At 58.3% G+C, this 13527-nt stretch carries 17 protein-coding genes; 2 read left to right on the forward strand and 15 right to left on the reverse strand.

What is annotated here, in order from left to right:
- The first annotated feature begins 135 nt into the window (after window positions 1–135).
- Window positions 136–1632 carry a hypothetical protein gene (locus tag NKK50_RS16155; RefSeq protein ID WP_352543637.1) on the forward strand — a complete coding sequence of 499 codons (1497 nt, stop codon included), beginning with the start codon at window positions 136–138 and terminating at the stop codon, window positions 1630–1632.
- 550 nt (window positions 1633–2182) lie between these two features.
- Here NKK50_RS16155 and NKK50_RS16160 read toward each other — a convergent pair.
- From NKK50_RS16160 to NKK50_RS16230, 15 genes are all read right to left on the reverse strand, one after another.
- Window positions 2183–2518 carry a P27 family phage terminase small subunit gene (locus NKK50_RS16160; RefSeq protein WP_352543638.1) on the reverse strand — a complete coding sequence of 112 codons (336 nt, stop codon included), beginning with the start codon at window positions 2516–2518 and terminating at the stop codon, window positions 2183–2185.
- 122 nt (window positions 2519–2640) lie between these two features.
- Window positions 2641–3165 (reverse strand): HK97 family phage prohead protease, encoded by a 525-nt coding sequence (locus NKK50_RS16165; RefSeq protein WP_352543639.1) that lies wholly within the window; start codon window positions 3163–3165, stop codon window positions 2641–2643.
- Window positions 3158–3349: a hypothetical protein gene (locus NKK50_RS16170; RefSeq protein WP_352543640.1), complete on the reverse strand. Its 192-nt coding sequence runs from the start codon at window positions 3347–3349 to the stop codon at window positions 3158–3160. The genes NKK50_RS16165 and NKK50_RS16170 overlap by 8 nt, the downstream gene beginning before the upstream one ends.
- On the reverse strand, window positions 3339–3968 hold the full coding sequence (locus NKK50_RS16175; protein WP_352543641.1) for a hypothetical protein: 630 nt from the start codon (window positions 3966–3968) through the stop codon (window positions 3339–3341). The genes NKK50_RS16170 and NKK50_RS16175 overlap by 11 nt, the downstream gene beginning before the upstream one ends.
- A 3-nt stretch (window positions 3969–3971) precedes the next feature.
- Entirely contained in the window at window positions 3972–4505 is a 534-nt protein-coding gene (locus NKK50_RS16180; protein ID WP_352543642.1) for a hypothetical protein, read from the reverse strand.
- A gap of 174 nt (window positions 4506–4679) precedes the next feature.
- Window positions 4680–5453, reverse strand: a complete 774-nt coding sequence (locus NKK50_RS16185; RefSeq protein ID WP_352543643.1) for a hypothetical protein — start codon at window positions 5451–5453, stop codon at window positions 4680–4682.
- 1125 nt (window positions 5454–6578) lie between these two features.
- On the reverse strand, window positions 6579–6785 hold the full coding sequence (locus tag NKK50_RS16190) for a hypothetical protein (protein WP_352543644.1): 207 nt from the start codon (window positions 6783–6785) through the stop codon (window positions 6579–6581).
- A 155-nt stretch (window positions 6786–6940) separates the two neighbouring features.
- Window positions 6941–8281, reverse strand: a complete 1341-nt coding sequence (locus tag NKK50_RS16195) for an AAA family ATPase (RefSeq protein ID WP_352543645.1) — start codon at window positions 8279–8281, stop codon at window positions 6941–6943.
- The gene (locus NKK50_RS16200; RefSeq protein WP_352543646.1) at window positions 8262–8519 is read right to left on the reverse strand and encodes a hypothetical protein; all 258 of its coding nucleotides are present in this window, start codon (window positions 8517–8519) and stop codon (window positions 8262–8264) included. Before NKK50_RS16200 ends, NKK50_RS16195 begins: the two co-directional genes overlap by 20 nt.
- Window positions 8520–8739: 220 nt before the next feature.
- A complete protein-coding gene (locus NKK50_RS16205; protein ID WP_031244595.1) occupies window positions 8740–8946 on the reverse strand; it encodes a helix-turn-helix transcriptional regulator in 207 nt (68 codons plus the stop codon).
- A gap of 79 nt (window positions 8947–9025) precedes the next feature.
- On the reverse strand, window positions 9026–9400 hold the full coding sequence (locus NKK50_RS16210; RefSeq protein ID WP_352543647.1) for a hypothetical protein: 375 nt from the start codon (window positions 9398–9400) through the stop codon (window positions 9026–9028).
- On the reverse strand, window positions 9400–10635 hold the full coding sequence (locus tag NKK50_RS16215; RefSeq protein WP_352543648.1) for a site-specific integrase: 1236 nt from the start codon (window positions 10633–10635) through the stop codon (window positions 9400–9402). Before NKK50_RS16215 ends, NKK50_RS16210 begins: the two co-directional genes overlap by 1 nt.
- A 276-nt stretch (window positions 10636–10911) precedes the next feature.
- Window positions 10912–11475: a CatB-related O-acetyltransferase gene (locus NKK50_RS31360; protein ID WP_280806358.1), complete on the reverse strand. Its 564-nt coding sequence runs from the start codon at window positions 11473–11475 to the stop codon at window positions 10912–10914.
- Complete coding sequence (locus NKK50_RS16225; protein ID WP_023743604.1) at window positions 11472–12260, reverse strand: hypothetical protein; 789 nt, start codon at window positions 12258–12260, stop codon at window positions 11472–11474. The genes NKK50_RS31360 and NKK50_RS16225 overlap by 4 nt, the downstream gene beginning before the upstream one ends.
- A gap of 94 nt (window positions 12261–12354) precedes the next feature.
- Window positions 12355–12813: a YbaK/EbsC family protein gene (locus NKK50_RS16230; RefSeq protein ID WP_023743605.1), complete on the reverse strand. Its 459-nt coding sequence runs from the start codon at window positions 12811–12813 to the stop codon at window positions 12355–12357.
- 244 nt (window positions 12814–13057) lie between these two features.
- On the opposite strand from NKK50_RS16230, the gene NKK50_RS16235 reads away from it, so the two are divergent.
- Window positions 13058–13510 carry a cupin domain-containing protein gene (locus NKK50_RS16235; RefSeq protein ID WP_352543649.1) on the forward strand — a complete coding sequence of 151 codons (453 nt, stop codon included), beginning with the start codon at window positions 13058–13060 and terminating at the stop codon, window positions 13508–13510.
- Window positions 13511–13527 lie beyond the last annotated feature (17 nt).

Raw genomic sequence — 13527 nt, forward strand, 5'->3', positions numbered from 1 at the left:
AGTGTGTGATGGTGTTTTAAACTGTAGGTGGACCAAGTACAGGCAAGGGTGTCGCCCTCATTTCGACTATCAAATCCCTGCACAAACAGTCATAAGCCTTCTCTGGGCTTTCGAAGCCAAGCCGGGGGTGAAGGTATGCAGCAGGAAAAGATCGACCAAATTGCAAAAAAGAGAGACGAATTGACTGCGCAGTTCGGTCAATTAACTGGCAAGTTAGTCGACATGCAGGATCAAGAAGGACAACATTTCGATTTCTCCCAGCCGATCCATGGCACGCTAGACACTTATTCTGATGTGCAAGCAAGGCTTCTCATCTGCGCGGAAATGGTAGACGATTTGCTGAAATCACAAGCATCGCCGATTATACCGAGCAGTATTGCGAATCGCATTGAAACCAGCATCGTCTCATTTAAGGATGCTGCTGCCGCCCTGGAGAGGCGGCTCGTCGAGATCGAATCGAGTTACGGGGGGCTCGGTAGATTGGAATATTCCAGTTTCGTCGCCGCAACCAAATCTGGTCAACAGATGCCTTTGACATCGGAGTTTCAGAACCTTTCTTCCAAGTCCGATGAACTGCTATCCTATTTGTTGAGTATCGCTCCCCTTATAAGGACGCGTGCCGGCTACCGGTTTGGGGTTGCAGCCAAGGCTTTATCCGGCCTGATCGAAGAGGGTAATCGCGCCTTGGCGGGTGCAAAGGCCTCTCTAGCGTCCAACCGTGCCTCGGCGGAAAAGCTGTCCGCGCTTCAGGTCGAAGCGTCGGAATCCTCCGCTACGATCCAGCGCCTGAGAACTGAAAGCGACTCCGATCGAACTACCATTGCTGGTTACTTGGCCAAGGTTACGGAAAACGCAGCATCCGTAGAAACCGTGCTGGACAAAGGAACCGACCTCGAGACAACGATTGACGCATCGCAGGACAAATTGTCAACATTTGAAAAACAGCTGTCGGAACGCGATCGCCAGTTTAAGGAGGGTGAAAAGCGCCTTTACGAGTTAATTGAGAGCGTAGTGGAGAAAGACACAGAAATTGCTAGGATTATTGCGCGGTCCGAAGAAATGTTGTCTTCTGCAACTGTCGCTGGTCTAGCGAGCAACTTCGACAATATGCGAGTAAAATTAACAAAAGAACTGACGAACGCAGGAATAGCATTTTATATAGCAATCGGCTTTCTGTTCATCAGTGCGATACCCTTGATAGCTTTGATTGTTGTTCCGACTGCCAAACCATTCATAGAACTCTACTGGCCGCAGATCCATATCGTTGACGCAGCTGCCCCTGGCTCCGAATGGCAGTATCTTGGACAAGTACTAGGCAGAGTGCTTATCCTCGTGCCTGCGGCATGGCTAGTCTCATTTACCGCCATACGTTATTCGTCTCTGTTCCGGCTGCGAGAGCACTACGCATACAAGTACTCTATGGCTGTTTCCGTCGAAGGTTTCCAGAAACAGGCTCCCGACTATCAACAGGAGATTGCTGCGATGGTTCTGGAACAGCTTGCCTTTAATCCGGCTGACAAACTGGTTCCGTCAAAGGAAATGAAAGAGGGTAAAGCGCCGCTCTTTCTTGGCATTCTCCTTGAACGATTGAAACTTCGCCTCGCTGACACACATCAAGACGGGAAAGGGTAGGTTTTCACGACCTCTCATCCGCAAGCGCAGGCGGCGGCGAACACCCGTACTCCGTTTCTTGCCACGGCTCTTTGCTGTGCAGCTTCACGTATTCGGGCAGCGCCCAAAGCCGATGCTCAGCCCACGTTTCGGCCAGCCGCCATCGCATTTCGGATCTATCCCACCCGAAGTTCTCGTCCTTGATCAATCCAAAGAACGTCGGCTCGCCTCGTAGCCATTTCAGCATCGGTTCAGATACGTGGCGGTGCCTATTCCTTTTAGCGCGAACCGGCATGGCGGCGCCTCGCGTTCGGTGGACCGAATTCACGCTCTGCCCAAATAGGCCTCTCCGGTGGACGGAAGCCGATGTGGAGTTCCGCCATCTCATCGAGCACGTCATTTCCGATCCGACGCCAAGTTTCCTCGGCAAGTTTCCGCGGTATCTCGTGCCGGTCTTCGACAACGCCGGCGTCAACCAGGTCGCTAAAAAAATCGTAGCCGCTTTGCATGTACATGACCCAGGCCTTTGCCTCGGCGGGTCTCGCCCTAGCTCCCTTCCGTCTGATGGGCATTAGGCGCGCCTCCCGTAATCACGGGTTCGCGGCGAACGCGGCGCTTCGGCGGTGTCGATATCAAGGCCGAGTTCGCGGACACCGCGCATGAAAGCGACGCGTGCATCACGCTCAATCGCGACTGCCGGGTGCGCTTTCTTGGTGCCAAAGCGATCGGTGATGACAATGCCATCTGCCTTTAGAATTTTGCGGGCGTCCTCGCCGCGGTCGTGAGCCTCGGCAGCTTTTACAAGGATCTTGAAATGATAAGTCTCAAGATCAAAATCCGCGATAATTCCGGCGACCCATTTTCGCGTTGCCGCATCCAAATGGGGCGGAATCCTATGTTCCGACATGGGTTGTCTCTCTGTTTGGATGGAAATTCGGAAGTATCTGGGGCATGCCCCGCGCGTGCAAAGCCCCCAAGCGGTCCATGCCCCATCGACGCCTCTAGGGATTTGAGTGCCCCCAGTGGGGGTCAGCGGATGCCGCGCAGACGCATGGCCGCCTCGGCTCGGCGTGCTGCATCGTTTATGCGCCGCTTGGCTGCCGCAGCGTTGTCTGAGGAGCGTAGGCTGGCAGAGGTGGTCTCGTAGGCAGGGAATGCCGTTAGCGTAATCTCCGCGCAGTCGATCTCAGTGACTGTACGCAAGGGTAGCTTCTCACCGCCGTCCTCCCACATCTCTGAGAGGAAAGCGCCAGCGAAACTGCAGCCTTTAACGTCTTGCCGTCCGACAGTGCCTAGCGCCTCCATGCCGGAGGGCGTAGTTGCGTCGACCTCTAGCGAGAAATACAAACCAATGCGGTCCTCCACGAGAGTCAGCGTGCGGGCGCTGGTGCGGCCGAGGACTCTACCCATGTCATGGCTTAGAAGGCACACGATGTCGTTGCGCTTTAGGGAATTCGTGAATGCGCCTGGCGCAATCTTCTCACGAAAGTACGAGCCGATCGTTGTGACGTCGCCGAAGCGCACGGCGTACCCTGAAATGACATTATCAGCCATTCAGCTTCCGCTCCGCTTCCTTGAGCTTGGCTTCCCGCTTGCCAAGCGCCGACTTGGCCCGCAACTCAGCCGCAATGTCCTTGGCCGCGGTGCTGTCATACCGGACCTTGCCGTCCGGCATGACGATCTTGCGGTCCCTAGCCGTTGCTTTCTCGCGTGACGTGTCCGTTCTCTCAATCGACATAGCCGGCCTCCCGCACATCCTTGGTGTAGGTTGCAATCCGCCTTTGGACGTCCCTGGCGTCCCCGAGGAAGAACGGGCGGATAGGCCCGAGCGAACCCCACGAGACGCCCTCCGCTTCAATAGCAAGGACCAGTTCGTTTAGTTCGCCGTGCGCCGTGTCGGCCGCCTGCAGGCTAGCTACGAGGGCTGCGACGCGCTTGCTAACCTCTGGACGCACCGCATCGCAGACGGCCAGGCCGGCCTTGGTTTCGAGTGCCGTGCGGCGTTTCTGTATCTCCCCCAATGCCGTCTCGGCTACAGCGAGACGGTGGCGCGCGCCGGCGATGGCTTTCCGCGTCATCGCCTTCGAGCCCACTGGATCGTCGCCAAGAAGTGCAGCAACTTCCGGGTGAATCTCGGGCGTTTCATCGGCTGCCAACTCACGCTCTAGCAGCTTCAATTCTGCGCGGTCGGCCCGGATTGAGCCGCTGATGGTGTTCTCTCGTTCAAGCAGGTTCCCCAAATCGGGCAGCACCTCTGCCGCGGAGGGAACGCGGTAATCGGCTTTGGGCTTCGGCGTGCTCCGCGGCGGACGAACATCAGCGGCGACAGCCTTGGCGGGTCGAAAAATGTGGGCCATGGGTTATTCCTTCCCGAAAAGGTTTTGGATTACGTCGACAAAGGCCGAGCCGTTGATGGTCGTGCTCTTGCGATGACCATTGGCCTGCCAATTCGTGGCCAAGGCGCCAACCGACATAAAGCGCTTCGTTGAGCCGCTTGCTGCGTCGGCAATGGCGATCTCGGGCCAATTGCTGACGACTTCGATCCGGTCGCGCCGGAGCATGTCGGCGGCACTGTGATTGGCAACATCGGCAAGGATGTCGAGCGCTTGGCCAGCCGTATCGATGCTGGCCGGAGCGCTGGTCAGGTCGGCACCGCCTGGCGTGAGCGCACGATAGCGCTCAACAGCGTCTGGTGCCTCATGCAGGGCGGTGTCGGCTGCAAGCGCAATAATCAGGGATACGACATCGTGCGCGTCGAGTTCGGGGGCAACGCCGGGTGCTCCGAGAGGTAGCTTGCCGCGCTCTTGGAGACGGCGGGAAACGGTTCGGCTACGAGAGTGCGGGAAGCCCAGATGGCGCTCGATGGCAATCAGGCTAGCGTTTAGGGTGGCCATGCATACGGCCTCCTTTCATTGTTTGAAATTGCGTGTGTGATGGCCAAAAAAAGAGCCGCAGCCCGAAGGCTGCAGCTCGATTGATCCCGCCTGTGGTACTTCCACAATGACGGGTTGCACACGACGATGACGAGGCGTCGGGCGCAAACAGAAAGGGACGCCGAGGCGCCCCAATCACTGTTCTTGTTCTATAGGTTTTTCAGGGCCACGATTTGGCACAGTGCCTCTAAGCAGCCTTGCCCACCGGCCTGCCGTAAGCAACTCAGCGCCGCCACGGCGATCGGCATATCCGTTCTTGGCGCCGAAAGCCTTGCCGACGTCGGCAACATTGCCGCCTGCCAGGATGACCTCAATGACGACATCTATACCGGCCGGTGGGTTAATCGGACCGGCAGTTGCAGCAAGCCGTACATCACCGCGGCTCTTGCCCATTTTGAGTCGGCCTAGGCCGCCTATGGCCCCGAGAAAGAAAGCGCCAGGCGCTATCTCTGGAATGCACCGGGTGTATCGTCCAAATGGGGCCAGTGCGTAATCGCCATGCTGTCGCTGCCGCTTGATCACAACACCGCGCGACACCGCATCCCAATTGCCGGTTTGTGCTGGTTCAGGTTCCGCATCGCCGAGCCGTGGTTTCGCAGACGGCAGATCGAGATATGCATCCAAGGAACGCGGATCCTGATTCTTGCCTCTTGCCCTCCCGCCCTTGCGGCTGCGGTCTACATGCAATCCAGCATCCGTTGGCAAGTTGTCGTTGGCAGCCTGCGGAAGCCGCGCTCGAGCAATGATCCACAATGCGGCGGCGCCTTTCTCGTCATGCTTTTTCAGCCAGTTCCAGGCTGGACGGCTGCCACGGAACCGGATCCGGATCGCCGTGCTTTTCTCCACCGGGTTGGCCTTCAGAATCGTGTCGGCAGCAACCAGCATTTCTTTACGAGTGGTCTTTGTCATCGGGTGGTCATCCCATTCGAGAAACCGGCCAAGCCGGGCAGTGCCATTCCGCAATAAGAAAACGGTGCATAACATCCTGCGCCGTACATTAGGTGTTGCTAATTCTTCTTTCCCGGCGTCCCAGTCCGGTGGGGCTTTCAGAAGGCGAAATGCCAAACCGCGCAGCTTCCACCTCGCGCCATTTTAACTTTCATATTCCCGATGACGTCACTGACGCTATCGTCGGGTATATCGACTGCTCTGCTCCTGGCCGGATCATTTCGACCTTTGCTGCCGTTCAGTGGGTGCGAGATAAAGTTCCCGATTGTGATATGTCCGACGATCAGCTCGAACGGTGCGCCGTATTGGCCGCAGTCGACGAAGGCCTAGCCGTGCATTTCGATCGGCGAGGACGCCAGCCGGATCCGTACTCGAGCCTAAGTAGGAGCCACTGGCATCTTGTGCCGATTTGGAAAACCAAGGTGCGGCCGCGTCTGGCTACCTCCATGCGTGCCGTGGCTCGCCCCAAAGTCCGAACGGTTATCGTTCGCGGGCTTCCTGTCCGGCCGGATTCGATGGAATTCAGCCCAAGATAGCTTGCGAACCTGCGCCGTTTCGGCGCCGACCGCGATGTTGCGGGATATCATTTGGAACTCTAGGGAAAGGCGCTGTAAGCGCGGGTTCCGGCGAGGCCGGTCTTCATCGGCGCCAAAGCGGCGCCGGTCTTGCTGACTATATAGGCGCGAGGGGCACTAGACGCAGGCTTTTGATTTCCGAGAAATGCCGTCTATCAAGTGTGGGGCTGGCTTTGGGCGTCGTGAAGCAGTCGCTCCAGCCTAACAATCGTATCGCGAACTAGATCATGAGCGCGGCTGCTCTCGCCAAGACACATAGCGGCCTCACATTCGCTCAGCACGGCGACCGCCTGCTGAATCTCGCGCTTTAGATCGTCAGTCTTTTTGCCCATTAGCGATCATAGCCCTTCAGGGTCGGGGCGGCAAATTGTTGCCCCGACTGTGTGAGGTTGTCATTCGCTGGCCGCAAGTCGGGCCTGACCTTCCAGAGTTCCGCCCACGAGATGCGGCGCTTTGTGACCGTCTCGGCGCCCACTGCTATGGTGGTTGGTCTCATTGGCGCGCTCCATCGTCATTCCTCCACCCGCCGCACGGACGGCATTGAACTGGTGTACATTTGGCCGTCGTCGCCTTCCGTTATGATGACGAACCTACCTTGATCATGCGATCCATCGTGAACCACTCCGATTACCTGGCACGCGTACCAGTCTGTCTTGCCGCCCATCTTTTTGACGGGATAGGCTGCTTCGAATGGCGCGATTGAAATTGCGTTGGTCATACTGTGCTTTCATCGTGTTCTCTCCTCGTTTCTTTGTTTTCAAGTAACGAGGGTTCGCACGGGTACGAACCCGTGTGCGAACCTTCGCACTCGCAGGGGGTATTAGGGGGTGTGCGAAGCACACAGTTCGAAGGAGTTCGAAGGTAGTTCGAAGCCTAGTTCGAAGGCACCTCCCCATACATTTCCGACGCCACCAAAAGGCGCCGATATCGCCGTGACGGCGACCCCTCTTCAACAATCTTGATGGTCCCTTTGTCGAGTAGGCGCTGTTGTGCGTCGATGAGCTGACGCTTCGTCAGGCCCTTCGATTCAGCATGCGCTGCCATGATCTTCGGAGCATACGTCTGGCTGGCATTCGGGCTGAGGCGCTGTCCCTGATGATTGAGCTTGGACAGCAGATCCATATACGTCTCGTCCGCCCGCTTGTTCAGGATGCCTGCCACCGCGGACGGCTTACCGTCATCCAAGACGAACGCCCCTTCGTGCCAGCGCATTCGCATCTCGGATCCGGACTTGCCGTAGTTGGCCTTTTTGGTGGTGAGGACACGAATGTCTTCATCGTCTGTGCCCTTGGTCAGGTACAGGCGACTGCGCACGCTGTTGCTCCAGGCGGTCGAGCCGGACGAGCCTGTGCCGCTTTGCATGCCCTGAATGGACGGGTGCGAGAGCAAAAGCACAGCCATGTCCAATTCGATCGCCGGCTTGCGCAGCATCGCAATGAACTGGCGGACATGGTTTCGCTTGATCTCGTCGCCACCAAACAAATCCGCCGAAGTGTCCAGTACTAGGAATCCCGGTCGGAATTCGGCCAGTCTTTCCCTGAGCCGCACCATATTTTCTGTAGGCTGCATGACGCCAGCTCTATCAGGCACAGCAAGCAACGCGTCGCGGTCAGCCATCGGGATAAGGCGGAAGTCGGAAAGGTCACTCATCTGGCGCTGGTGTTGATAGGTGATATCGGCCAGCCGTCTGTGAAACTCGTCGGCCTCATCCTCAGCGCCGAGATACATCACGCGGCAGGCCATTGGGCGAATGCCTGTAGTTTCGCATCCCATCGCGCTTGCCGCACTGATTTGTAGCGCCAGAAGGGACTTTCCTACGCCGCCGTCGCCGTTCAGGATGGTGACCTGCCTGCGGGGGATAAGTTTATCCAGAAACCATTCGCGGGTCGGTACGGGGACGCCGTGCCATTCGGCTGGATTAATGAAGGGGAGGTTATCGTTCGCGGGGGATGGTGCAGGCTGTGCTATTGCCCGAGCGGCATAGGTGGGAAGATCGCGACCAAGCCGCATGTTGACATAGGCGCCAAGCTGCTGCGCTGTGTATTTCCCGGTCGTTCCGTCCACAACGATGTCGCGGTTGCCGGCGATGTACATGCTGCAGACTTGGCCCTGAACATCTGCCTCACGAACATAGATGCCCTTGACTGTTCCGCCGAAAAGCCCAGCGAGTTCGGCTAATGTCACATCCGGCGTGTCAATTTGCGTTGCGGTCATGCGGCTTCTGCTCCTCGAGCGCTGCGAGTGCAGCGGCGGCGATTTGGTCGACAAGTGTATATGAGAAGGTAGCGCATCGGCTTCCCATTGCGTTCGGCGCATAGACGGAATGGCCGCCTGCCGAGCGATGGGAAAGACGAAGGCCGAACAGCCGAAGGTCGTCCGATAGTTCAATATCGAAGCGCGCAACGACGTTGCCCGAGCCAGGTGGCTCCGGTTTTATGCTCAAGATTTTCAAAGGGTGGTTCCCGTTTTGGAAGTTGCCGCCGTTGGGTCGGCGGGAGGTTTTTGAAAGAGACACGCGTGCGGCGCTTGCCGGCAGGGTTATAATCGACGCTTGGCCGCAGGCGCGTTTCTACTGGCGGGAGGCTTCCCGCTGCGCCTTCCGCCATGCCTGCACGGCACGGATGGCAGCAAGCTCGACCTCGATCTCGGCCAGGCTCATTCTGAGGTGGGCTTCATGCTGCGGCCCTCGCCGCGATGTTGTCATTCACTGGCGCGCGCCGGTTCTCTGACACCCAGGCGTCAAGATCGGCCGTGGTGTAGATGACGCTGCTGCCAAGTTTGATGTATGCTGGGCCGGCGCCGTAGCAGCGCGCCTTGTCTAAGTAGGATTTCGACAGGCCGACATAATCTGCGGCCTGACTTACGCGCATATTTGCCATGCGTTCACCTCCGTGCATGTTGTTGCATGGTGGTAGATAGGCGTTTTCGCCTATTCGATTTAGGCAAAAGAAATCGGATTTATTCGCGGGACGCCTCGTCGTGCGCTTCTTTCGCTTCTTGATATGTGCGGATGGCTGTGCGGACGTGCGTCTCTGAACAACCAAATTTTTTCGCCAATTGACGCAATGCTTCCTCGTAAAGCACGCCGTCACCGCGCAGCCAATTGAACTGCTCACTGATTTCCGACCAGTATCGCGGCAGCGCACGCTTTCGACCGCGCGATCTCTTCAGCGGCTTGAGCAAGTCGGCAGCCAAACCCTGCACAACATAATCGGCCTTACCGGTTCGCAGGATCTCGACAATCAGAGTCTTTGCATCCTCTGTGCGGTCTTCACTTAACGCAGCCTGGATCGGCGACGCCTGCAGGCTGAAACCTTTCGGAAACTTTGCCATCACTTACCCCCAATCGCATCGGCGATCTTTCCTGCGATGGCATCCGCTGCGGCGCGCACGGGGTCGACATGAAGATGGGCGTACCGTTGTGTAGTGCCCGCGTCTGAATGACCGAGCAACTTTCCAATGATTGGCAGCGACATGCCGTCGCCAGCGCCCACGGATGCGAACGTGTGACGTAAGTCGTGAAGATGAACGTCTGCCAACCCTGCGCGGCCTGCAATAGCCGCCCAAGGCTTCTTTAGATCAGCGCGGGGCGCCTCATGTTCTGTTGCGGCGGAATGCCCAGCGATCACAAACTTGCCCACGCGCGGCAATGCGTCCAACACAGCCTGTGCTGCCGCGGAAAGCACTACGGTCTTGCGACCGGTCTTGGAGTCGGGCAGCAGCAAAAGTCCGCGCTTCTCGTCGTACTCGGACCAGCGGAGATTCAGGATTTCCCGCAACCGGCACCCGGTCAGCATCAGCAATCGAATGGCGCCAGTTACGTGCGGCCCGTAAATTGTGCGGTTCTTCTCCTTCGGCGCATGTTTGGACTCAGAAGATTTGTGCAGGATGCCGATCGTCTCAGCCTCCCGCAAAGCGTCGCCCAGCCGGGCCATCTCATCTGCGACAAGGAAGCGTTCACGCGCCTCTTCCTTGTTTCGATCTACCTTCGCGGCAGGGTTCATGCCCTCTGCAACGTAGCCACGCTTGGCGCCCCACACATAGGCCGCCGATAGCAGCGCCATTGCCCTGTTTGCGGAATATTTCGCCTTCTTCGATATGGCGGAATGCGCGCGCTGCACGTCGATGCGAGTCAACGCGGCAGATTTCGTCGTACCTATCTGCGGCTCAATATGCTTGGCTAGCGTGATCTTGTAGAACGCCCGCGTCGACTCCTTCATCTCCTTGCCGTCAATATAGTCTACGACGAGCTGCTTCACCGTGCCACTCGCCCGCTCGTCCGACCGCTCCTTTACCAAGTCCTTGCCAAGCGCAGCGTTGGCGATGGTCTTCCTGGCTGCCTCACGTGCTTCGCTGGCTTTCAGCGTGCCGACGCGCCCTAGCTTTAGCCGCTTTTTGCCGCCGCCAGACACCGGACGGAACTCGGCAAAGAAAGTGCCAGTGCCTCCGGCAGTTCGGTAGAAGCCGAAGCCGGAAAGATCGTCATCAAAATAGAAAGTTGTGCGGTTCGGCCTTGCGCCATCCATGACGGCTGAAACCGCTGCCGCCGTGATCTTGATTTTAGCCACGCCCACCCCCTTTGTAGCCACTATGTAGCCAGCATTTAGGCTAAGGCAACTTACTAGTCAAGCGGGCCCAAGTTGGACAACGTTGGATTTGTGCGGATTGATCTACCCCATGCAACGCCAGGAATGGCTATAAAACTTGGTGTTTTAGACTGGGGGTCAAGGGGTCGTCGGTTCGAATCCGGCCACTCCGACCAAACAAATAGTTGGCCGCTTCCCCCAAGGTGGTTACCGTCTTTTCGACTTCCCGCAAACAAGATGCATTCTTAAGCCGTCATGCTAGGCGTGCCGCTCGATAAAGAGTTCGATGGGACCTGTGAGAAAAGCAGCCTCCTGCTTGATCTTCTCGTCGCTCCATTCCCACCACCGGATCGCCAGCAATTTCGCAATAACATCCTGTGAAAAGCGATACCGGATAAGCTTGGCCGGGACCCCGCCGACGATCGCGTATGGCGGCACATCCCTGGTGACAATGGCGCCGGCCGCAACAATAGCGCCATCCGCGATGTGGACGCCTGGCATGATCAGCGCTTGGCGGCCGATCCAGACATCATTGGCGATGGTAATGCCGACGGGTTTGCCGCCGTGCGAATTGAGATCGGTCGCGTTCATCATGCGGCTGTGGATCGGAAAAGTGGTTGCAGCCCAAGGCACGTGGCTTCCCCCGGAACATTCAAAGCTCACGTTGCCGGCGACCGAACAGAACGCCCCAAGGGCCAACGGAGTGGCGGCAGACGCTCCAAGCACCTTCTTCCGGCTCACCCCATAGGTGTGACGTCCAACGGTCACGCTTGGGGGCAGCTTGGATCGAAACAGATTCCTCATGCGCAGCCAGCCCGTCACGGTGACCTCTTAAGCTTCTGGAGCAAGAGATCCGCGGGAGTCCGCCATAGACGATATCGACTGGCCTTTGCAACCTGCTGGCCGACTGGCGCCATGCCGTGCGCGTTAAAGAACGCATGAACACGCGGCTCAGCGAACTGCTTTTTGCCTCGGGTATTGTAGTGTCGGATCGGCAGGCTATGAGGGCTTATGGTTCGGCCGTTTTGAGAAAGGGCTACCCCGAGGCAGAACTGCTCGGGCGCCCAAGTGTCGGTCACCTTATGAACGGCCTTGATAGCGGCGAAGGCGTCCACCATGGCTGTGAGGTTGTCCCGGTGGATCCCGACGATGCCGCTGTTCCACATCGGTTCCTGGCCGGTCAGGACCTGGCCGCCGACGCTGATGTTCTTGCCCGGCAGCGCGTTCTGATAGATGCGATGCGGCCCTTCGCACAGGCGCATAGTGGAATGGGTCGCAGAGATCGAGCGGAAGCCCTTCGACGGGTCACCCACCGGGTACATGTCGGTGTCCATGAAAAGGAGCCGATCTGCTCGCTGCAAAAGCTCACGCATAGCCCCGGCCTTGATACCGAAATGGTAGCTTCCGCCGAAAGACCACTGGTCTTTCTGTTCGGCCGTTATGAGCATTGTCTCAACAGGATAAGCGCGAAATAGGTCAGTCCTGTCCGTTGCGACGACTATTCTGGCGGTCGGGCAATGGTGCAAAAGCTTGAGGGCGCTGAGTAGCGCGCCGCGATGGTAAAGCTCGTTCTCACCATAGGCGATGTAACCAAAAACGTCGTTCATTCCGCCACGTATAATGGGTCGTTCAATCTTCTACTAGCTGCGCTCGCAGTCGTTTTGCTCCCAGAAATCTCCTGCTGAAATCAGCCGACGATTACTACTGGCACACATCGACCCATTCGGCATCGACAATCTGTGCCATGCGCTCAGGGCTCAGCCGCACCGCGGCGTTGGTAGCGCCGGCCGCGGGCACGACTTCATCGAAGGCGCGCAGCGAGACGTCGCAATAGACCGGCAGCGGCGCCGGCAGGCCGAATGGGCAGACGCCGCCGACGGGATGGCTGGTAATCGCGACAACCTCGTCGGCGTCAAGCATGCGCGGCTTGCCGCCGAAACGGTCCTTGAATTTGCGGTTGTCGAGCCTCGACATGCCGCCGGCCACGATCAGCATGGTCTCACCGCCGACGCGCAGGCAGATGGTCTTGGCGATCTGCGCCGGCTCCACGCCATGCGCCTCAGCCGCCAGCGCCACCGTCGCGGAACTCGCTTCGGTGACGAGCACTTCGACATCGGGCGCATGGGCAGCCAGGAAGGCGCGCACGGATTCAAGGCTCATCTCGGCATTGTCCCATTCGAAAACGGTTAGCGTTCACACTGGATAGCTTCACGCTCGGTCGGCGGCAACCTCCCCGCCCCTCGACGGCTGCAGCGATACCAGGCCAGGCGGGTCGCGCCGCATGTCAGCAACGCAAGGCGCATCCCCCGTGCGGGAGATGTGTTCGGGCTGCTGCCTTGGTAGGTCGCAATGGATCAGGGCCGGCGCTGATGCTGTGCTCCCACGACCAACCGGAGAGATCATCATGCTCAAGCTCGCCTCGGCTCTGGCGCTGCTGCTTATCGGGACGGCGCCGCTGCTTGCCGACGACATGCCGATAAACGCGGACGCCATCAAATGGGGCCCTGCTCCTGCTGCCTTGCCCGCCGGCGCGGACATGGCTGTCATCGCCGGGGACCCCTCGAAGGATGGCATATACGTGCTGCGGTTGAAGTTGCCGGCCGGCTACAGGATTGCCGCGCACAACCATCCCACCTCGGAGTATGTGACGGTGATTTCCGGCAATTTTCATATCGGCATGGGCGACAAGCTCGACGAGACCAAAGGCATCGAACTGACCGCCGGCGGCTTCGGCGTAGCCCCGCAGGGAATGAACCATTACGCCTGGGCGACAAGCGCTACGATCGTCCAGGTTCATGGCGAGGGGCCGTTCGCAATCACCTACGTCAACCCGGCGGACGATCCGAGCAAGAAGTGACATTCGCCGTTGGGCGA

This window comes from Mesorhizobium sp. M0001 (genome assembly GCF_040324255.1).
GTDB lineage: Bacteria > Pseudomonadota > Alphaproteobacteria > Rhizobiales > Rhizobiaceae > Mesorhizobium.